This is a genomic window from Nocardia violaceofusca NBRC 14427 (assembly GCF_963869435.1).
GTDB classification, from domain to species: domain Bacteria; phylum Actinomycetota; class Actinomycetes; order Mycobacteriales; family Mycobacteriaceae; genus Nocardia; species Nocardia aobensis.
In genome coordinates this window covers 72,880-91,737 of the sequence record NZ_CAWMPM010000032.1, presented here as the reverse complement: position 1 = coordinate 91,737, position 18,858 = coordinate 72,880, and the positions used below count along the sequence as shown (strand labels likewise).

The 18,858-nt window shown below is 67.6% G+C and carries 18 protein-coding genes; 3 read left to right on the top strand and 15 right to left on the bottom strand.

The genetic code is table 11. The annotated features are described in order from the left end of the window. The first annotated feature begins 19 nt into the window (after nucleotides 1-19). Nucleotides 20-649, top strand: a complete 630-nt coding sequence (gene bluB / locus AC5592_RS25690) for a 5,6-dimethylbenzimidazole synthase (protein ID WP_063065666.1) — start codon at nucleotides 20-22, stop codon at nucleotides 647-649. Nucleotides 650-657: 8 nt separating this feature from the next. On the opposite strand, the gene AC5592_RS25685 is transcribed toward bluB, so the two are convergent. From AC5592_RS25685 to AC5592_RS25655, 7 genes are all read right to left on the bottom strand, one after another. After that, entirely contained in the window at nucleotides 658-1,950 is a 1,293-nt protein-coding gene (locus AC5592_RS25685) for an acetyl-CoA C-acyltransferase (RefSeq protein ID WP_063065665.1), read from the bottom strand. Between the two features lie 116 nt (nucleotides 1,951-2,066). Beyond that, nucleotides 2,067-2,696, bottom strand: coding sequence for a ribosome hibernation-promoting factor, HPF/YfiA family (gene hpf / locus AC5592_RS25680; protein ID WP_232329548.1), 630 nt, complete (start codon nucleotides 2,694-2,696; stop codon nucleotides 2,067-2,069). A 368-nt stretch (nucleotides 2,697-3,064) separates the two neighbouring features. Then, the gene (locus AC5592_RS25675) at nucleotides 3,065-3,709 is read right to left on the bottom strand and encodes a ComF family protein (protein ID WP_063065664.1); all 645 of its coding nucleotides are present in this window, start codon (nucleotides 3,707-3,709) and stop codon (nucleotides 3,065-3,067) included. 45 nt (nucleotides 3,710-3,754) lie between these two features. After that, nucleotides 3,755-5,560, bottom strand: a complete 1,806-nt coding sequence (gene lpqB / locus AC5592_RS25670; RefSeq protein ID WP_063065663.1) for an MtrAB system accessory lipoprotein LpqB — start codon at nucleotides 5,558-5,560, stop codon at nucleotides 3,755-3,757. Continuing rightward, nucleotides 5,557-7,485: an MtrAB system histidine kinase MtrB gene (gene mtrB, locus AC5592_RS25665; RefSeq protein WP_198163933.1), complete on the bottom strand. Its 1,929-nt coding sequence runs from the start codon at nucleotides 7,483-7,485 to the stop codon at nucleotides 5,557-5,559. Before mtrB ends, lpqB begins: the two co-directional genes overlap by 4 nt. After that, nucleotides 7,482-8,159, bottom strand: a complete 678-nt coding sequence (gene mtrA, locus AC5592_RS25660; RefSeq protein WP_030515021.1) for an MtrAB system response regulator MtrA — start codon at nucleotides 8,157-8,159, stop codon at nucleotides 7,482-7,484. Before mtrA ends, mtrB begins: the two co-directional genes overlap by 4 nt. A gap of 79 nt (nucleotides 8,160-8,238) precedes the next feature. Then, nucleotides 8,239-8,886, bottom strand: a complete 648-nt coding sequence (locus AC5592_RS25655) for a dTMP kinase (protein ID WP_063065662.1) — start codon at nucleotides 8,884-8,886, stop codon at nucleotides 8,239-8,241. 165 nt (nucleotides 8,887-9,051) lie between these two features. Between AC5592_RS25655 and AC5592_RS25650 the strand changes: the two genes are divergently transcribed. After that, nucleotides 9,052-9,426 carry a hypothetical protein gene (locus AC5592_RS25650; protein WP_036504543.1) on the top strand — a complete coding sequence of 125 codons (375 nt, stop codon included), beginning with the start codon at nucleotides 9,052-9,054 and terminating at the stop codon, nucleotides 9,424-9,426. 69 nt (nucleotides 9,427-9,495) lie between these two features. Here the strand turns inward: AC5592_RS25650 and ahcY are convergent, their stop codons facing one another. From ahcY to AC5592_RS25635, 3 genes are all read right to left on the bottom strand, one after another. Then, on the bottom strand, nucleotides 9,496-10,977 hold the full coding sequence (gene ahcY / locus AC5592_RS25645; RefSeq protein ID WP_036504546.1) for an adenosylhomocysteinase: 1,482 nt from the start codon (nucleotides 10,975-10,977) through the stop codon (nucleotides 9,496-9,498). Between the two features lie 103 nt (nucleotides 10,978-11,080). Continuing rightward, nucleotides 11,081-11,785, bottom strand: coding sequence for a response regulator (locus tag AC5592_RS25640; protein ID WP_036504548.1), 705 nt, complete (start codon nucleotides 11,783-11,785; stop codon nucleotides 11,081-11,083). After that, nucleotides 11,782-13,314, bottom strand: coding sequence for a sensor histidine kinase (locus AC5592_RS25635; RefSeq protein ID WP_063065661.1), 1,533 nt, complete (start codon nucleotides 13,312-13,314; stop codon nucleotides 11,782-11,784). Before AC5592_RS25635 ends, AC5592_RS25640 begins: the two co-directional genes overlap by 4 nt. Nucleotides 13,315-13,472: 158 nt before the next feature. Between AC5592_RS25635 and AC5592_RS25630 the strand changes: the two genes are divergently transcribed. Beyond that, nucleotides 13,473-14,831: a cation:dicarboxylate symporter family transporter gene (locus AC5592_RS25630; RefSeq protein ID WP_063065660.1), complete on the top strand. Its 1,359-nt coding sequence runs from the start codon at nucleotides 13,473-13,475 to the stop codon at nucleotides 14,829-14,831. A gap of 8 nt (nucleotides 14,832-14,839) precedes the next feature. Here AC5592_RS25630 and AC5592_RS25625 read toward each other — a convergent pair whose 3' ends face one another. The 5 genes from AC5592_RS25625 to AC5592_RS25605 all read right to left on the bottom strand — a co-directional run bounded on the left by AC5592_RS25625 (nucleotide 14,840) and on the right by AC5592_RS25605 (nucleotide 18,688). After that, entirely contained in the window at nucleotides 14,840-15,943 is a 1,104-nt protein-coding gene (locus AC5592_RS25625; protein ID WP_051024907.1) for an alkane 1-monooxygenase, read from the bottom strand. A gap of 358 nt (nucleotides 15,944-16,301) precedes the next feature. Then, complete coding sequence (locus AC5592_RS25620) at nucleotides 16,302-16,931, bottom strand: TetR/AcrR family transcriptional regulator (RefSeq protein ID WP_063065679.1); 630 nt, start codon at nucleotides 16,929-16,931, stop codon at nucleotides 16,302-16,304. 42 nt (nucleotides 16,932-16,973) lie between these two features. Next, nucleotides 16,974-17,159 carry a rubredoxin gene (locus tag AC5592_RS25615; RefSeq protein ID WP_036504555.1) on the bottom strand — a complete coding sequence of 62 codons (186 nt, stop codon included), beginning with the start codon at nucleotides 17,157-17,159 and terminating at the stop codon, nucleotides 16,974-16,976. Between the two features lie 67 nt (nucleotides 17,160-17,226). After that, nucleotides 17,227-17,391: a rubredoxin gene (locus tag AC5592_RS25610; protein WP_083871167.1), complete on the bottom strand. Its 165-nt coding sequence runs from the start codon at nucleotides 17,389-17,391 to the stop codon at nucleotides 17,227-17,229. Between the two features lie 70 nt (nucleotides 17,392-17,461). Further along, entirely contained in the window at nucleotides 17,462-18,688 is a 1,227-nt protein-coding gene (locus AC5592_RS25605; protein ID WP_051024909.1) for an alkane 1-monooxygenase, read from the bottom strand. Between the last annotated feature and the right edge of the window lie 170 nt (nucleotides 18,689-18,858).

Below are 18,858 nucleotides of genomic sequence, written 5' to 3'. Positions count from 1 at the left end.
GGCCTGATTGACTGAACCGGTGTCACCGCAAGAAGCCAGCATCTACGACGTGATCCGGCGGCGCCGCGATGTGCGTGCCGAATTCACCGGAGCTCTCGTCGACGATGCGACTCTGCTCCGAATCCTCGACGCGGCCCACCGCGCACCCAGCGTCGGCAATTCGCAGCCGTGGGACTTCGTCGTCGTGCGGGACCCGGCGACGTTGGCGCGGTTCGCCACACACGTCGCCGAGAAGCGCATCGAATTCCGGGATTCGCTGCCACCGGAGCGAGCCCGTACCTTCGAACCGATCAAGATCGAGGGCATTACCGAGAGCCGGACCGGGATCGTTGTCACCCACGACGACAGTCGCGGCGGACCGCAGATCCTCGGTCGCGCGACGGTGCCCGAAACCGGTTTGTACTCCACCGTTCTCGCGATCCAGAACCTGTGGCTGGCCGCCACCGCCGAAGGGGTGGGCGTCGGCTGGGTGAGCTTCTACGACGCCCCCTTCCTCACCGACTTGATCGAGCTGCCCGCCGGCATTCGTCCCGTCGCGTGGCTGTGTGTCGGCCCCGTGCACGAATTCCAGCACACGCCGGATCTGGAACGGTTCGGCTGGCGCGACCGGCGTCCGCTCGACGACGCGATCCACTGGGAGCGGTACTAGCCCCCGCCCTACACCCGTTCGAGGACGGCGGACGCGCCGTGCCCGCCCGCGGCACAGATGCCCAGCAGCGCGGTGCTCTTCCCGGTGAGTGCCAGCTCGTTGGCCATGGTCGTCACCATGCGGGCGCCGGTGGCGCCGAACGGGTGGCCGAGCGAGACCGAACCGCCGTGCACGTTGAGAATCTCCGGGTCGATCTCGCCGACGGCACTGTCGCGGTCCAGCCGCGATTTCGCCCATGTGTCGCTGCCGAGCGCGGACACCACCGACAGGGTCTGAGCGGCGAAGGCCTCGTGGATATCGACGAAATCCGTGTCCGACAGGGCGAGGCCGGCCTTGTCGAGCGCCCGCGGCATGGAGATGGCGGGACCGATCAGCACCTGATCGGACGGATCGACGCTGACGAAACTCCAGGATCGGAAGGCCGCCAGCGGTTCGAAACCGAGGGCGCGCGCCTTCTCTTCGCTCATCAGCAGCACCGCGGCGGCACCGTCGGTGAGCGGGCTGGCGTTGCCCGCCGTCACCGTGCCGTCGCGCCGGAAAACCGGGGCGAGGGTCGCCAGCTTCTCCACACTGGTGTTCGCGCGCACGAGCCCGTCTCGGGTGACCGTCTTCCCGTCCGCTGTGTCGACCGGAAGGACCTCCCGGTCGAACCGGCCGGATTCGATCGCCGCCGCCGCGCGATGGTGCGAGCGGGCGGCGAAGACGTCCTGTTCTTCCCGGGTGATGCCGTGGATGCGGGCCATCTTCTCCGCCGACTCCCCCATCACCTCGCCGGTGGTGCGCTCGGCGATCTTCGGGCGTCGCGGCAGCAGATCCGTGAACGGCGCCAGCTGCGCCACCGCGGACAGGTAATCCTTCGGCTTCGGCTTGCCCAGGGCCAGCGGCGCGGCCGCGTGCACCATCTTCTGCGGCAGCTTCACCTCGGCATTACTGGTCGAATCGCTGCCGCCGGCGACCATGATGTCGTATTCGCCGCGCTCGATGGCGGCCGCCGCCGCGGTCACGGCCTGCAGGCCGGAGGCGCAGGCGCGAGTCACGGTGTAGCCCTCGCAACCGTGATCTAGGCCCAGATCCAAGGCGATCTCGCGCGCGACGTTGGGCGCCGCGCTCGGCAGGATCACCCCGCCCCACACCATCGCCTGCACCTGATCCTTGGGCAGCCCGGTCCGCTCGAGCAGACCGCCGACCGCCAGGACACCCAGGTCGATGGTGTCCATTCGGGTGTAGTCGGTGAAGGCGCGCAGGAACGGGGTGCGAGTACCGGCGACGATGACGGCGCGACGAGAACGCTTGGTGGCCATGCCCTTACAGTAGGGCGAGCAAGATTCCGATACAAGGTGTCACGGTAATCTCGCCGGTCCGGTGAACGGCGAACGGCCGGGGCGTTGCGGCCCCGGCCGTCCGGCTCCGACACTCGCTACGCCAGCCTGATCAACCCGTAGTCGAAGGCATGGCGGCGGTACACCACCGACGGACGATCGGTCTCGCGGTCGTGGAAGAGGAAGAAGTCGTGGCCGACGAGCTCCATCTGATACAGGGCGTCGTCCACCGACATCGGAGTCGCGGAATGGACCTTGGTGCGCACGATATGCCCCGGTCCGGCGTACTCGCCCGATTCGGTATCGGTGCGGTCGGCCGACTCGGATCCGTCGGCGCCGGCGGGCAGGGTGTCTTCCACCAGGGCGGCCGTCGCCTCGGCGACCGATACCGGCGTCTTCTCTCCGTAATGCACCCGGCGGCGGTCCTTGCTGCGCCGCAATCGGGCCTCGAGTTTGACCACCGCGGACTCCAGTGCGCCGTAGAAGCTGTCGGCACAGGCTTCGGCCCGGACCACCGGGCCCTTGCCGCGCACGGTGATCTCGACACGCTGACAGTTCTTGCGCTGGCGGCGGTTTCGTTCGTGGAACAGCTCGACATCGAAAAGGTAGATCGACGGGTCGAAACGTTCCAAGCGGGAGAGTCGGTCCGCGACGTGAATGCGGAAATGATCGGGTACCTCGACGTTACGTCCCTTGACCACGACGTCCGCATCGGGCGTCCGAGGCACATCCGAAATAGTCTGTTCGGCTCCGTTCAGTTCATCGGAACCCAGCTGGGTGCCCGTACCGGTCGAGGGATCTGCTTCTTTCACTGAAGGTCGTGAAGTCGTCACGCGTACCTCCCGGATCTGGCCGCACAACCGAATCATGTGCGGCGGGTTAGCAACCGCACCGAGCCGGACGAAGAGAGGGTTGCGCGGGATTCGGAAAGGGCTTGCAGACTGCCACCCGTGGCCCGCCACTCATGCCGGAAAGCTCGGTACGAAGTCGTCCGAGTCGCCACCTCCAAACTCTGGGTTCGGGTGTCAGATCGCTCTGTCAGCAACGCTATTACGCCGACGATCGGTCCGCCACTGTTCACGCAAATTTCTCCGACTCACGCGGCGCATGTCACCATCACGGCACGCACGTTCACCCCCGCGCCGGCCAGTACCCGCACCGATTCCGCCGCGGTCGCCCCCGTGGTGAGGACATCGTCCACCAGCACGATGTCGGCGGCCGCCAGGGTGACCAGCACCGAGGTCGATTCGATGCGGCCGGCGATCCGGCCCGCCAGGTTGTCGCGGCGTGCCCGCGCGCTCAATCCGACCGAGTCGCGCACCCCACCGCGCGCCCACAGCACGGGTGCGAGATGGCAATCGGACAGCCAACCGGTCGCGACGCGCGCCGTCCGCAGCACCGGATCACCCCCGCGGCGTCGTGCCGAGACCCGGCGACTCGGCGCCGGGACCAGAATCAGCGGACGGCCGGGAGCGCGCAGCACGCCCAGGCCGCGGGCCAGTGCGCGGCCCAGCGGTGCGGCCAGATCCCGGCGGCCCGATTCCTTGGCCGCCACCACCGCGCGCCGCGCCGGCCCCGCGTATCCGCTCAACGCCCAGCACGGCACCCCCGGATCGGTGCGCGGCCACACCCGCATCGGCCCCGCGCTCAGGGCCGCGGCACATTCCTCGCACCATCCGGTTCCGGCCGATCCACATCCCCCGCAGTACTGCGGCAGGACCAAATCCAGCAGCGTCCGCATCGGCCCAGTGTGGCCGAGGGCACCGACACCCAGCGCGTGTGGCGACTAGCCCGGCAACACCGGAATCGCGTTGGCGCCCAGGCCCTGGACCTCTCGCCAGAAGCGTTCCGTATTGGGCTCCACCGATTGCAGCTGCATGACCGCGCGGGAATCGGCGACGTACTGGTCGTCCGGGGAGGCGCTGACCACGCGCACCGGGGTGGTCAGGTTCCGGCTGGTGAACGGATTCGGCTGCGATCCGTCGATGACGACCGACTGCACCGGATCGACGCTGCCCTCGCGGGCCACGATCAGGGTGTCGGCGCCGAGCCAGTCGGCCGAGACCGCGGGCGTGCTGAGGCTCACCGCCACCGGCTGCGGCGACGTGAGCGCGTACTTCCCGTCGCCCCTGGGCACCACCACCGCGACGTAGACCTTGCCGCCGATGATCATCGCCGCCCGCGCGCCGGTGCGTGAGATCCGCAGTTCGGTGATGGGCAGCCGCGGCGGAACCGATCCGGAGGAACTGGCCGGCGCCACCGCGAACAAGTCCGAGGAGTCGACGTCCTGGACCGACACATTGCCGTTGGCCTGGTCGTGCACGGCCCGGATGACGCGGCTGCCGTCCACGACCACCCACGCCGATCCACCGTCGAAGGCCCACGACGGCCGCGTGAAGCTGTTGCCCTGGGCCACCGGGAACGCCGTGCCGTCATAGCTGCCGATGATCAACGTCTGCGCCGGAGCCGGCGCGGGCTGGCCGCTGTCGGCCACCGCCGCGACGAGTTTGCCGTCCTCGGACAGACCGACCGACTGCAGATTGCGCGCGGCCCCGAAATATCCGGGTACGGGCACGACGGAGGTGTCGGTCACCTTCATCAGCGCGCCGTCGCGCACCACGTGCAGCCCGATCTTGTTGTGCGCGCGGTTGATCACGTTGTAGTTGCCGACGTCGGCGACCGACCAGCCGGATTCCGCATGCCGTTCGTCGAGCGGCTTTCCGTCGCCGAACAAGAAGTACGGGCCCAGGATGTCGGCGCTCGACAGGGTCAGCACCACCTGGGCGGCCAGCAGTTCCCTGCTGTGTGGATCAAGTCCCCCGGTGCCGGTGAGGTCGACCCGGACGCCGCCGAGGCCCACGCCCACACCCTCCACGTCGCCGTTGGCCTTGCTGATGCCACGCACGGTCACCGGATCGGCCAGTACGTTGCGCACGGCGGGCGCGAGGGCCTGCTGCGGCCCCTGCGAGAGCAGCGACAGCAGGACCTTGGTGAGCTGCTCCTTCCGAGCCGAGACCCACCGTAGGTCCGGCACCATCGCGGTCCCCTCCGGGTTGGCGAAGTTCACCGTGAAGCGCCGATAGGACTTGTAGAAGGCATTGCTGTCTATCGCGACGCCCGCGGGCAGGTCGTCGATGCGCCACTCGCCGCCGACCTTGGTCATCTCGATCTTGCTCTCGAGCAGGTTGTCCACCGGGCTGTAGGCGCCGTCGGCTTCCAGCTGCCCGACCTTGCGGGCGCGGATCTGATAGGTCGCCGTATTGTCCGACCGCGATTCGCGCAGCGTATCCGGCTTGTCGACGATGACCGTACTGGCCGTGTCGTCCCAGCTCTGTGCGGCCGCCGGGGTGAGGTACTGCCGAGCCGTCCGATGATGGTCGGTCGGGTCGGCGGTCGCCTCCAGGAAGTCGTGCAGCAGCAGATCCGGGTCGCGCCCGACGATCGGCGGATGCGGGCCGGTCGAGGTGGGTTCGTGGTTGAGCGTGCCCAGCGCCTGCGGAGCCGAGGAATCGGGCAGATTGGCGCAGCCTGTGAGAACCAGCACGCAGCTGAACAGCGCGGCGAGCAGCGTTGCCAGACGGGTGCGGTTCATGGATTGATGTCCTCTTTGTCGGCGAGTGCGGTGTCGTCCGAACCGCCCGCGCTCTCCCCCGCCGGTTTCGGCGATCTCCGCTCGGCCGCCGGTTCACCCTCCGGCGATTCCGGTGAGTCCTCGTCCGCCGGCGTCGTACGGGCCGACGGTTCGTCATCGGCATTCGCTTCGACGGTACCGGGAACGCCCGCCGCGCCGTCGGGCCCATCGTCCGGCGGACGGCTCGCCGCCGAGTCGGGCGAATCACCCGCCGGATCGGTTTCCGGGGCCGGATCCACCGGTTCGCCCGCCGCGTCCACCGAACCTGCGGGCAGTTCGGCCAGCCGCCGCTTGGGCGGTTCCAGCGACAGGGGGCTCGCACCGAGTTTGCGTCCGCGCACCAGCGGCAGGGTCAGGCGGAAGCTCGCGCCCGCGCCGGGTTCACCCCAGGCCTCGAGCCGTCCGTCGTGCAGATTCGCATCCTCGACACTGATCGACAGACCGAGGCCGGTACCGCCGGAACGCCGCATCCGCGAGGGATCGGACCGCCAGAAGCGATTGAAGACCAGCTTCTCCTCGCCGGGCCGTAGCCCGACGCCCTGATCGCGCACCACCATCGCGACGGCGTTGGCGTCGACGTCGCCGCGCATCCGGATGAGGACAGGTTTGCCCTCGCTGTGGTCGATGGCGTTGGCGAGCAGATTGCGCAGTACGCGTTCCACGCGGCGCGGATCGACCTCCGCGACCAGCGGTTCCTCGGGCAGATCCACCACCAGTTCGCAGCCGGATTCCTTGGCCAGATGCCGGACCGTGGAGACCGCCGCCCGCGCGCACATCCGCACGTCCAGCGATTCGATCTGCAATTCGGCCACACCGGCGTCGTGGCGGCTGATCTCGAGCAGGTCGTTGAGCAGACCTTCGAACCGGTCCAGCTCGGTCACCAGCAGTTCGGCACTGCGTGCCAGCGCCGGATCGAGTTCGTCGCTGGAGCCGTGGATGAGGTCGGCGGCCATCCGCACCGTGGTGAGCGGGGTCCGCAGTTCGTGGCTGACATCGGAGGTGAAGCGGCGTTGCAGGTTGCCGAATTCCTCGAGCTGGGTGATCTGATTGGACAGACTTTCGGCCATCTCGTTGAACGACATGGCGAGTCTGGCCATATCGTCCTCACCCCGGACCAGCATCCGCTCCTTGAGGCGGCCGTCGGCGAAGCGTCCGGCGATGCGGGCGGCCGAGCGGATCGGCAACACCACCTGCCGGGCCACCAGCGCGGTGATCGCGGCCAGCAACAGCAGCAGCACGATGCCGCCGATCAGCATGGTGCCGCGCATCAGGCTCAGGCTGCGCTGCTCGTTGTTGAGCGGGAAGATCAGATAGACCTCGAGGGTCGGCACTTCCGAGCTCGGGCTGCCGATGATCAGCGCCGGCCCGCGATATCCGTCCGGATCCGAGATCGTCGCGAACTGGTAACTCACCTGGTTCTGCTGGACGAACCGGCGCAACTCGGCGGGAACCTCCAGCATCGGCCCGGCGGTCACCTCCTGCTGGCCGTCGCCGACCATCGCCAGGGCGACGTTGTAGGTTCCGGCCCCGCCGGTGGAGGAACTGCCGCTGCCGGTGGAGAGTGCGCGCACGGCGTCCTGCAACCGGACCGCCTGGGTGCTCGAATCGGAGACGCCCGTCAGCTGCGCCTCGACGGTATTGCGGGCGCGGCCCATCTCCTCAACGGCCGCATTGACTTTCGCGTCCAGGAGGCGGTCGGTGATCTGACTGGTCAGCACCACACCGAGGATCGTGATGACGATCAGCGACAGGGTGAGCGTGGAAACCACCACGCGCAACTGCAGCGATCGCCGCCACGTGTGGCCCAGCGATTCTCCGACGGATTTGAACCAGGCCACCACAGCTGCCAGCAGCCGCTCGACGCGGCTTCTGGAGCCTGCGATCACGGCGGTCCGGCCTTGTAGCCCACGCCACGAACGGTCAGCACGATCTCAGGGTTCTCGGGATCCTTCTCGACCTTGGCCCGCAGTCGCTGCACGTGCACGTTCACCAGGCGGGTGTCGGCCGCGTGCCGGTAACCCCACACCTGCTCGAGCAGCACCTCGCGGGTGAAGACCTGCCGCGGTTTGCGCGCCAGGGCCACCAGCAGATCGAACTCGAGCGGGGTCAGCGAGATCTGCTGACCGCTGCGGGTCACCTTGTGGGCCGGTACGTCGATGACGATGTCGGCGATCGACAGGAGTTCGGCCGGCTCGTCGTCGGTACGGCGCAACCGCGCCCGCACCCGCGCGACCAACTCCTTCGGCTTGAAGGGTTTGACGATGTAGTCGTCGGCACCCGATTCCAAGCCCAGGACGACGTCGACCGTATCGGTCTTGGCCGTCAACATCACGATCGGCACACCGGAATCGGCGCGCAGCACCCGGCACACGTCGATACCGTTCATGCCCGGAAGCATGAGGTCGAGCAGCACCAGATCCGGGCGTAATTCCCGGACCGCGGTGAGCGCCTGCGTGCCGTCGCCGACCACATGGGGGTCGAAACCCTCGCCGCGCAAGACGATCGTGAGCATCTCGGCGAGCGCCATATCGTCGTCGACGACCAGAATCTTCGGCTTCATAATTACTATGTTGTCATCTCTCCGGCTCGGAACGGGCAACCACGCCAACACTGGTTACATTACCGACGCACATGCCACCCTATCGGCCAATCATTTCCGCCAGTCGTTCGGTGAGTCGGACCGGATCGTCCTGCGGCGCATGGACCCACCACGGCCCGTGCCACCGCGATTCGGCCAACACACGATAGACCGCCGCCGTACGCTCCTGCAGCGATATATCTCGTTCGTAGGCGTCGAGCGCGCGGGCGGTGTCGAGTTCACCTCGGCGCCGGGCGCGTTCGATCGCCAGCTCAATCGGCACGTCGAGCAGCACCTGGATATCGGGCACCGGCAGTTCGAACCGGCCGAACTCCAATTCCGCTACCCACGAACTCGTTTCGCCGTCCGCCTGTTCGCCCGCCCGCGCGGCGCTGTAGGCGGCATTGGAGGCGACATACCGATCGAGCAGCACAATATCGTTGTCCGCCAACAGTTTCGACAACTCGTCGCGGGCCTCGGCGCGATCCAGGGCGAACAGCAGCGCCATCGCGCTCACGGATGCGGCCACATCGCCGTGCCGGCCACGCAGCGCCTCGGCCGCCAGATCCGCGTGGATCGACCGGCCGTAGCGCGGGAAGGCCAGCGTGTCCACGCGCAGCCCGCGGTCGCGCAGGCCCGCGACGACGGCGTCGATCAACGTCCGCTTACCCGCGCCGTCGAGGCCCTCTACCGCGATGAGTGCACCCATAACGTGCAGGTTACAACTTTTGCGTCCGCCCTGTTCCACGCACCCGCGCGCGTTATCAGAAACGCCAACGTTTCATAAGGCACTACTTTTGGGGGCATCACACCGGATAACGGCCGCGACGCCGCGCGGGATGAAGGAAGCGTCCCGAAAACAGGAAGGCGCCCCATGCTCATCTCTCGTGTATTACGTACCGCCGCAGCGACTCTCGCGATCACCGCGGGTCTCGCCGCCGGTGTCGCGGCGGCCGCACCGCTCCCGCTCGAGCCGGCCGCCCCGGTCGCGGGCACCTCCGGAAGCGCGGATTCGGCCACCGACGGGGGCGCCGGCAGCAGCCTCATCGACCTGGTGAAACTGCTCGGCCAGATCAGCCACGGATGCACCCCGGGCACCGTCTGTGCCGCCGCGACGACAGTCCGGACGCCGGAGGCGAACACCGCGATCGCCGACACGCCGCTCGGATCCGGCTCGGCGAGCGGTTCGAACGAGCCGGGCTCGGTGCTGTGCTGGTTGCTCCACCCCAGCCCCACCTGCCAGATCTGAGCGTTCGCGACGCACGAGACGGACGTCCCGCCGGGCTCGAAAGCACCGGCGGGACAACCGTTTCCGAACTCAGTACCGGTAGTGCTCCGGCTTGAACGGGCCCTCGACGTCCACGCCGATGTACTCGGCCTGGTCCTTGGTCAGCTTGGTCAGGGTGCCGCCCAGCGCCTCGACGTGGATGCGCGCGACCTTCTCGTCCAGCACCTTCGGCAGGCGGTAGACCTCGTTGTCGTACTGCTCCGGCTTGGTCCACAGCTCGATCTGCGCGATGACCTGGTTGGAGAAGCTGTTGCTCATCACGAACGAGGGGTGGCCGGTGGCGTTGCCCAGGTTCAGCAGCCGGCCCTCGGACAGCACGATGATCGACTTGCCGGAATCGAAGGTCCACAGGTCGACCTGCGGCTTGATGTTCAGCTTGGTGGCCCCGGAGTTCTCCAGCGCCGCCATATCGATCTCGTTGTCGAAGTGGCCGATGTTGCCCAGGATCGCCTGATCCTTCATCGCCTTCATGTGGTCCAGGCCGATGATGTCCTTGTTGCCGGTCGAGGTGATCACGATGTCGGCATCGGCGATCGCCTGCTCGACGGTGACGACGTCGAAGCCGTCCATCAGCGCCTGCAGCGCGTTGATCGGGTCGATCTCGGTGACCTGAACACGCGCGCCCTGGCCGGCCATCGACTCCGCGCAGCCCTTGCCCACATCGCCGTAACCGCAGATCAGCACCTTCTTACCGCCGATCAGCACATCGGTGCCGCGGTTGATGCCGTCGATCAGCGAATGCCGGGTGCCGTACTTGTTGTCGAACTTCGACTTGGTGACCGAGTCGTTGACGTTGATCGCCGGGAAGGTCAGCTCGCCGGCCGCGGCGAACTGGTACAGCCGCAGCACGCCGGTGGTGGTCTCCTCGGTGACACCCTGCACCGATTCGGCGATCGCGCTCCACTTGCCCGCATCGGCGGCCAGGCTCGCGCGCAGCAGGTTGAGGAACACCTTGTATTCGGTGGAATGCGACTCGTCCTCGGGCGGAACGACCCCGGCCTTCTCGAATTGGGCGCCACGCAGCACCAGCATGGTCGCGTCGCCACCGTCGTCGAGGATCATGTTGGCGGGCTCATTCGGCCAGGTGAGCATCTGCTCGGCCGCCCACCAGTACTCCTCCAGGGTCTCGCCCTTCCAGGCGAAGACCGGCGTGCCCTTGGGCTCGTCGATCGTGCCGTGCGGGCCCACCACGACCGCCGCGGCCGCGTGATCCTGGGTGGAGAAGATGTTGCACGACGCCCAGCGCACCTGCGCACCCAGTTCGACCAGGGTCTCGATCAGCACCGCGGTCTGGACCGTCATGTGCAGCGAACCGGAGATGCGCGCACCCTTCAGCGGCTGCACCTCCGCGTACTCGCGCCGCAGCGCCATCAGACCGGGCATCTCGTGTTCGGCCAGTCGAATCTCCTTGCGGCCGAACTCGGCCAGCGACAGATCCGCCACCTTGTAGTCGATGCCGTTGCGGACATCGGGAGTCAGGTTCGTCTGAGCGGAAAGTTCTGAGGTCGTCATGCGCCTGGATCAGCCTCTCGGTGGATGTCGGTTCGACAACTCAGGCTAGTCGCTCACACGCGTTCGGTGTACGCCGACGGGGTGCGGCCGGGTCGGCCGCGCATCACCGGCGCCAGACGTAGCGGACCTGGGGACGCCCCGCGCGGCCGTAGTCCGATCGGCGTTCCACCACGCCGTCGGTCGCCAACTGTTCCAGATAGCGCCATGCCGTGACACGTGAAACGCCCACGGCACGGCCGGTTTCGGTCGCCGACAGCCCGTCCGGCGCCGCGCGAAGCGCCCGGGAGATCTCCTGGAGCGTCTGCGGCGCAATACCTTTCGGGGCTGCCGCTTTCGGATCGGCGGTGCGCAGCGCGCTCAACGCCCGATCGATGTCGTGCTGGGTCAGCGTCGCATCACCGGCCGGCAACGCGGCCCGGAACTCCAGATAGCGCTCGAGCTTGTCGCGGAAAGCCGCGAAGGTGAAGGGTTTCAGCAGATACAGCGCGATCCCGTGCGCGACCGCGGCACGCACCATCTCGAGGTCGCGCGCCGAGGTTATGGCGATCACATCGGGTCGCGGCCGCAGTCGGGCCAGGGCCGCGGTGACCTCGAGCCCACCGATATCCGGCAGCCCCAGATCCATCAGCACCAGCTCGATCGGGTTTCCCGCGGCGGCGGCGTGGGTTGCCGTCCGAATAGCATCGCGGCCGGTGGCGGCCACACCCACCGGCTCGAATCCGGCCACCCGCGCGACATACGAGTGATGCGCCGCGGCGATGCGCGGTTCGTCCTCCACGATCAGCACCCGGATCGGCTGCCCCGTCATCGCACCGGAATCCTCACCACGACAGCCGATTCCGGGCTGCGCTCGGCCCGCAGCGTACCGCCGTATCGGGTCACCAGCCGCCAGACCAGCGCCAGTCCGAGTCCGTGGTGTTCGGCCTTGGTCGTATATCCCCGTTCCATCGCCTGCGCGAAAGCCTCCTCCGACATTCCCGGCCCACTGTCGGCGACCCTGACCATCAGCGCCGACGCCTCCGAGCGGACGGAGACCTCCACCCACGCGTCGGGATCCTGCGCGACCGCGTCCACCGCGTTGTCGACCAGATTTCCCACTAGGGTGACCACTTCCTGCGCGGTCAGCGGGGCGACCGACTCCAGCGCGGTGTCCTCGGCGACGGTCAGCTCCACACCGCGTTCGATGGCCCGGTCGACCTTGCCGAGCAGCAGCGCGACCAGGACCGGCTCGTGGACCGCATCGGTCAGGCGGTCGATGAGTGCTTGGGACAGCCGCAGTTCAGCCGTCGCGAAGTCGACAGCTCGATCGACATGACCCAGCTCGACCATCGTGATCACCGCGTGCAACCGATTGGCCGCCTCGTGCGCCTGCGCCCGCAGCGATTCGGCCAGACCGCGCGCGGAATCCAGCTCGCCCATGATGTCGCGGAGTTCGGTGTGGTCGCGGATGGTGAGGACCGTGCCGAGGCGTCGCCCCGCCCAGGAGACGACGTCCTGGTTGACCACCAGCACGCGGGCGGCTGTCACATGCATCTCGTCGCGGACCACCGTGGCGTCGAGCCGCCGCAGCGACACCGGCAGGTCGGCGCGGCGCACCGGGCCGTCGGGCAGTTCCAGCAGGCGCCTGGCCTCGTCGTTGACCACCGCCGCCTCCTGGTCGTCGCGGTCGAACACGATCAGCCCCTCGTGCACGGAGTGCAGCACGGCATCGTGATGTTCGTAGAGTGTCCGGAGTTCGGCCGGGCCCAGTCCCTGGGTCTGGCGCAGCAGCCTGCGGCGCAGCAGGAATGCGCCCAGCACGGCCAGCACCAGACCGGCGCCGGCCGCACCGAGGATCAGCGGCAGTTGCGCACTCACCTGATCGCCGATGCGGGCCCGGGTCACGCCCGCCGAGACCAGCGCGACGACCCGGCCGGTGTCGTCGACGACGGGGGTGACCGCCCGGATCGACGGGCCCAGCGTCCCGGTGTAGGTCTCGGTGAACGTCTCACCGGCCAGCGCCCGATCGATGTTTCCGCTGAACGGCTGTCCGATCCGGCTGACATCGGTGTGGGTGTAGCGGGTGCGGTCGGGTGCCATCACCACGATGAAATCGACTCCGGTCCGCTGCCGGATCCGTTCGGTCACCGGCTGCAGCACGGGCGTGGGATCCGGCGTACGCACCGCGGCGGCCGTGGACGGCGCCTGAGCGAGGGCGACCGCGATGCCGGTCACCCGGCGAGCCGTCGCATCGTCCTGTTCGCGGCGCACCTCCCACACCGCCAGCGCCGACCCGACCGCGATCACCACCACCAGGACCGCCAGCTGCACCACGAAGACCTGGCCGGCCAGCGTCATGCCCCGGGCGCGCCGCACAGGCGAACTCGCGGTCCGGCCTTTCGCCCGCAACGGTCCTCCCGTGAACGAAACGTACGTAATGGTGACCGAGGTCACGGTCACCCCCATCATCACAGTACGAACCCGAGGCACAGATCGGGCAGCACCGGAGGCACATCATGAGCGACTCGACACGGACGCACCGTCGCGACCGTACCCATTGGCTCTATCTCGCCGTCATCGTGGCGGTCGTGGCCGGCGTACTCGTTGGCTGGCTGGCGCCCGGCTTCGGGAAGTCGGTGGGCGAGCTGGGCACCATGTTCGTCAACCTGATCAAGATGATGATCTCGCCGGTCATCTTCTGCACGATCGTGCTCGGTATCGGTTCGGTGCGGGCGGCAGCGCGGGTCGGCAAGATCGGCGGCCTGGCGCTCGGCTACTTCCTGATCATGTCGACGGTGGCTCTGACGATCGGTCTCGTGGTCGGCAATCTGCTGCAGCCGGGCAGTGGGCTGAACGTCCACGAACACGTCGGCGCGGCCGCCGGATACGTGAAGCAGGCCGAAAGCACCGGCGGCACCTGGCACTTCCTGGAAAGCATCATTCCCACATCGCTGCTGTCGTCACTGACCGCGGGCAGCGTGCTGCAGACGTTGTTCGTGGCCCTGCTCGTCGGCTTCGCCGTCCAGGCCATGGGTACGCAGGGCGAACCGATCCTGCGCGCCGTGGGGCTGGCGCAGAAGCTGGTGTTCAAGATCTTGACCATGATCCTGTGGCTGGCGCCGATCGGTGCCTTCGGCGCGATCGCGAACGTGGTGGCGGCCACCGGGCTGGATGCGGTGAAACAGCTCGCGGCGTTGATGCTCGCCTTCTATCTGACCTGCCTGGTCTTCGTCTTCGGCGTACTGGGTGCGCTGCTGCGGGTGAGCTCGGGCGTATCGATCGTCAAGCTGGTTCGCTACCTGGCGCGCGAATATCTGCTGATCTTCTCCACCTCGTCCTCCGAATCGGCGCTGCCGCGGCTGATCGCGAAGATGGAACACCTCGGTGTCGAACGCTCGACCGTGGGCATCGTCGTCCCGACCGGATATTCGTTCAACCTCGACGGCACCGCGATCTACCTGACGATGTCCTCACTGTTCATCGCCGACGCGATGGGTAAACCGCTCTCGCTCGGGCAGCAGATCGGCCTGCTGGTGTTCATGATCGTCGCCTCCAAGGGCGCGGCCGGGGTGACCGGAGCGGGACTGGCCACCCTGGCCGGTGGTCTACAGAGCCATCGCCCGGATCTGCTGGACGGTGTGGGCCTGATCGTCGGCATCGACCGGTTCATGTCGGAAGCCCGCGCCATCACGAACTTCTCGGGTAATGCCGTCGCCACCGTCCTGGTCGGGACCTGGACGAAGACCATCGACGACGTCCGGATGCGCGCCGTGCTCGACCGGGAACTGCCCTTCGACGAGACGACGATGGTCGACAGCGAACCCGCCGAAGCATCCGGAACTCCCGCCGAACGGACCGAGCTGGTCCCCGTCTGACGCCGCGACTAGCCCGCGAGCCGGTAGACGGGCAGGGTGCGCTCCCGCTTGCGCGGCGCGATGTTGGCTCGGCCGAGATCGCCCGCGTAGTGCGCGGCGACCTTCGGATCCATCACCCGTCGCCACAGCGGCGGGACGGTGGCCAACAGGATCATCGTCGCGTAGCCCGCGGGAAGTTGCGGGGCCTCCTGGGTACTGCGCAGCGTTTGGTACCGGCGTCCCGGATTGGCGTGGTGGTCGCTGTGGCGCTGCAGGTGGAACAGGAAGATGTTGGTGACCAGCCGATCGGAATTCCAGCTGTCGGCCGGCGAGCAGCGCGCCCAGCGGCCACCGGGCAGACGACGGCGCAGCAACCCGTAGTGCTCGACGTAGTTCACAGTTTCCAGCAGCCCGAAGCCGATCACGGCCTGCAGCAGCAGATACGGCAGCATGCCGGGGCCGAACACCGCCAGCAGCGCGCCGTAGAGCACCACCGTCATCGACCACGCCTGCAGGATGTTGTTGCGCACGTTCCACCAGCCGAGGCCCTTGCGGTGCAGCCGGTCGCGTTCCAGCCGGATCGCCGAGCGCAATCCGCCGAAGATGCTGCGCGGCAGGAACATCCACAGCGATTCGCCCAAGCGGGCGCTGGCCGGATCGTCCGGGGTGGCCACCCGCGCGTGGTGGCCCTTGTTGTGTTCGACGAAGAAATGCCCGTATCCCGACTGCGCGAGCGCGAGCTTGGCCAGCCACCGCTCCAGCCGTTCCACCCGATGCCCCAGCTCGTGCGCGGCGTTGATGCCGATACCGCTGACGAAGCCGAGCGTCGCCGCCAGGCCCAGTTTGTCCACCACGCCGAGTTCGTCACCGGACCACATGTAGGCCGCGATCACCAGTCCGGTCAGCTGGATGGGCAGGAACAGATACGTGCACCACCGGTAGTAGCGATCGTGGGAGAGACGTTCGTAATCCTCGTCGCGCGGGTTGGTGCCGTCCTCGCCGACGAACCAGTCCAGCAGCGGTATCACGATCAGCACGATGATCGGCCCGATCCACCAGAACGCCTCGATGCCGGTGCGGGCGACCAGCTGGGAAGGGAGCAATGCGCAGCCCGGGGCGATCAATCCCAACATCCACAGATGCTTCTTGGGATCAGCCGAACCCGAGCGTTTGCCGACCGTTTGCACTGATTGCCCCACTTGAATTCACCTGGACTCTTGCCAGGTAAATATGTAGCGGCTCCGAGGCCGTTACGCCCGGTTCAAACCCGCAAAGTGGTAACCGTTACACACGCGGACCCGAAGTCACAGACAGCGTGGGCCCGGATCCGCTGCGCCGCACCGGGTCAGCAACCACCGTTTCCACCGAGACCACGCAGGTCAGCGACTGTTCGTCGCCGTCGTTCCGGCCGTGGTGGGTCGGTCCGGTTGTCGGCCGGCACCCCAACCGGCGCCGGAACAAATCGTTATCTGTCACAGGACCGATTTCGGGCTACCGGCCGCCGGGCCGGTCCCGGGCGGCGAGAATCGCCTCCACATACGGTGCGAGCAGTCTGCTCAACTCCTCCGGGGCGTCGCGATGCAGCGCGGCCGGGGTCGGAATGTAGCTGATGGCGATGCGCACCAGGGCGTGGGCGAGCACATCCGCCTCCGCCGCCGATGCCCCCACCCAGCTGTTTTCGAAGGCCGCGGCCAAGCGCCGGGCGGCATGTTCGATGAGCGGCCCGGCGTCGAGCGTGATCAACCGCAGCAGATCCAGCTTGGCCTCACCGACCACCAGGGACTGCACCAGCGGGTCGGCCGCACTGTCGAGGATGAAATTTGCCAGGCCTTCGCGGAACGCCGCCCGCGCATCGCCGACGTTGTCGGCGACGGCCGTTCCGACATGGTCCACCAGCTGATCCGCCAGCCGCAGCGCATAGGCCTGCGCCAGCCCCGTCCGGGAGCCGAATTCGTTGTACAGCGTCTGCCGGCTCACCCCGGCCCGCGTCGCGACGTCGCCGAGCGTGATCTTGGCCCAGTCCCGCTCGATCAGCAGTTCCCGCATCGCATCGAGGACCGACGTGCGCAACAGGGTGCGCGCCGCTTCCTGATACGGGACCCGGGATCCGTTACGCGGCATACCCGCGACGGTGTCACGGGCGGCTTCCGCAGTCAAAACGACTCACGAACGTTCGATCTCGACCATGAAGAAGTCGGCCTTGGCCGCCCCACAGTCCGGACACGTCCAGTCGTCGGGAATCTCCTCCCAGCGCGTCCCTGGCGCAATACCCTCGTCCGGCCAGCCCTGCTCCTCGTCGTATTCGAAGCCGCACTGGACGCACTGAAAAATCCGATAGGGCCGACTCATCCCGCCTCCTGTGTCATGCGGGACACCCGCACCCGGTCGGCACGGCGAGCCGCTGCGCGATTGTCGCTCACCGTGCCTCCTCGAAATCGATCTTCTCGCGTACCCCGCAGTCCGGGCAGCACCAGTCGTCCGGCACCGACTCCCACGGGGTGCCCGCCGGAAATCCTTCCCGCGGAGCACCTTTCGCCTCGTCGTAGACGTAATCGCAGACAGGGCAACGAAAGGCGCCCATCACCGTGCCTCCTGTGTCATGCGGGACACCCGCACCCGGTCGGCACCGTGAGCCGCTGCGCGATCGTCGCTCACCGTGCCTCCTGGCAACGCGCGAGGACCTTGTCCCGCTTGCTCGGCTGCACGTTCGCCTGAGTGAGGTCGCCGTCGTAATGGGCCACGACGCGCTTGTCCATCACGCGCCGCCACAGCGGCGGGAAGTAGGCGAGCAGGATCATGCTGGCGTAGCCACTCGGCAGATTCGGCGCCCCGTCCCAGCTGCGCAGGGTCTGATAGCGCCGGGTCGGATAGGCATGGTGATCGCTGTGCCGCTGCAGGTGGTACAGGAAGATATTGGTGACGAGGTGGTCGCTGTTCCAGCTGTGCCGCGGTGTCGGCCGTTCGTACCGGCCGCGAGCCGTGCGCTGCCGCAGCAGACCGTAGTGCTCCAGGTAGTTGACCGCCTCCAGCAGGCTGAAGCCGACCACCGCTTGCAGCACCAGATACGGCAGTACCTCGAGGCCGAAGCCGGCCACCAGCGCCGCGTAGAGCACCAGCGACATCGCCCACGCGCTGAGCACATCGTTGTGCAGGCTCCACGGCCGCTTCCCGAGCCGTTCCAGCCGGGTCCGCTCGAGCCCCCACGCGGAGCGCAGACTGCCCCATACCGTGCGCGGCCAGAACGCCCAGAACGACTCGCCCACACGGGAACTCGCGGGATCCTCCGGCGTGGCCACCCGCACATGATGGCCGCGGTTGTGCTCGATGTAGAAGTGGCCGTAGAACGTCTGCGCCAGCGCGATCCGCGACAGCCAGCGCTCCAGATGCACCTTCTTGTGCCCGAGTTCGTGCGCGGTGTTGATGCCGATGCCGCCGACCATGCCGACCGTCAGGGCCAGGCCGATCTTGTCCACGACGGTCAGGCCGCCGTCGATACCGAGCCAGCTCAGGTTGTCCGCGGTGATCAGATAGCACGCCATGATCAGCGACGCGTACTGGAACGGCAGGTAGATGTAGGTGAGGTAGCGGTAGTACCGGTCGTTCTCCAGATACTCCATGACCTCGTCCGGCGGATTCTCGCCGTCGGCGCCGAAGAACAGGTCGGCGGCGGGGATGACCAGATAGATGAGGATCGGGCCGAGCCAGAACGGCACCTTCGCGAGGGTGTGCCAGCCCAGTTCGTTGAGACCCCAGATGAGTGGGAGTCCGATGATGAACAGCCCCGTCGGCGCGAACAGGCCCCACAACCACAGATAGCGCTTGCGGTCACGCCAGCCCGAGTCGAGCAGGCCGTCGGCGGTTCCGGCTTCGGTCGACATCGTCGTCTCCATTCGATACAGCTGCCACATTCACTGTGATGTGGGTAACCATTACCATGGACAATATGCCTACACCTGTCGGACGTCTATACATTTTTGCCGATTTGTAAACGCGTTGTGACAGTCCGCAACGGCCAGGCGGGACGGGCTGCGGCGCGCACCCCGTCCCG

Coding starts and splice junctions, on each gene's coding strand:
- AC5592_RS25625 (WP_051024907.1), bottom strand. CDS start 15,943: ATGTTGGGATTGATCGCCCCGGGCTGCGCATTGCTCCCTTCCCAGCTG.
- AC5592_RS25630 (WP_063065660.1), top strand. CDS start 13,473: ATGAGCGACTCGACACGGACGCACCGTCGCGACCGTACCCATTGGCTC.
- lpqB (WP_063065663.1), bottom strand. CDS start 5,560: ATGAACCGCACCCGTCTGGCAACGCTGCTCGCCGCGCTGTTCAGCTGC.
- AC5592_RS25615 (WP_036504555.1), bottom strand. CDS start 17,159: ATGAGTCGGCCCTATCGGATTTTTCAGTGCGTCCAGTGCGGCTTCGAA.
- AC5592_RS25650 (WP_036504543.1), top strand. CDS start 9,052: ATGCTCATCTCTCGTGTATTACGTACCGCCGCAGCGACTCTCGCGATC.
- AC5592_RS25655 (WP_063065662.1), bottom strand. CDS start 8,886: ATGGGTGCACTCATCGCGGTAGAGGGCCTCGACGGCGCGGGTAAGCGG.
- AC5592_RS25640 (WP_036504548.1), bottom strand. CDS start 11,785: ATGACGGGGCAGCCGATCCGGGTGCTGATCGTGGAGGACGAACCGCGC.
- ahcY (WP_036504546.1), bottom strand. CDS start 10,977: ATGACGACCTCAGAACTTTCCGCTCAGACGAACCTGACTCCCGATGTC.
- AC5592_RS25610 (WP_083871167.1), bottom strand. CDS start 17,391: ATGGGCGCCTTTCGTTGCCCTGTCTGCGATTACGTCTACGACGAGGCG.
- AC5592_RS25685 (WP_063065665.1), bottom strand. CDS start 1,950: ATGGCCACCAAGCGTTCTCGTCGCGCCGTCATCGTCGCCGGTACTCGC.
- AC5592_RS25605 (WP_051024909.1), bottom strand. CDS start 18,688: ATGTCGACCGAAGCCGGAACCGCCGACGGCCTGCTCGACTCGGGCTGG.
- AC5592_RS25675 (WP_063065664.1), bottom strand. CDS start 3,709: ATGCGGACGCTGCTGGATTTGGTCCTGCCGCAGTACTGCGGGGGATGT.
- AC5592_RS25620 (WP_063065679.1), bottom strand. CDS start 16,931: ATGCCGCGTAACGGATCCCGGGTCCCGTATCAGGAAGCGGCGCGCACC.
- mtrA (WP_030515021.1), bottom strand. CDS start 8,159: ATGAAGCCGAAGATTCTGGTCGTCGACGACGATATGGCGCTCGCCGAG.
- AC5592_RS25635 (WP_063065661.1), bottom strand. CDS start 13,314: ATGACGCTGGCCGGCCAGGTCTTCGTGGTGCAGCTGGCGGTCCTGGTG.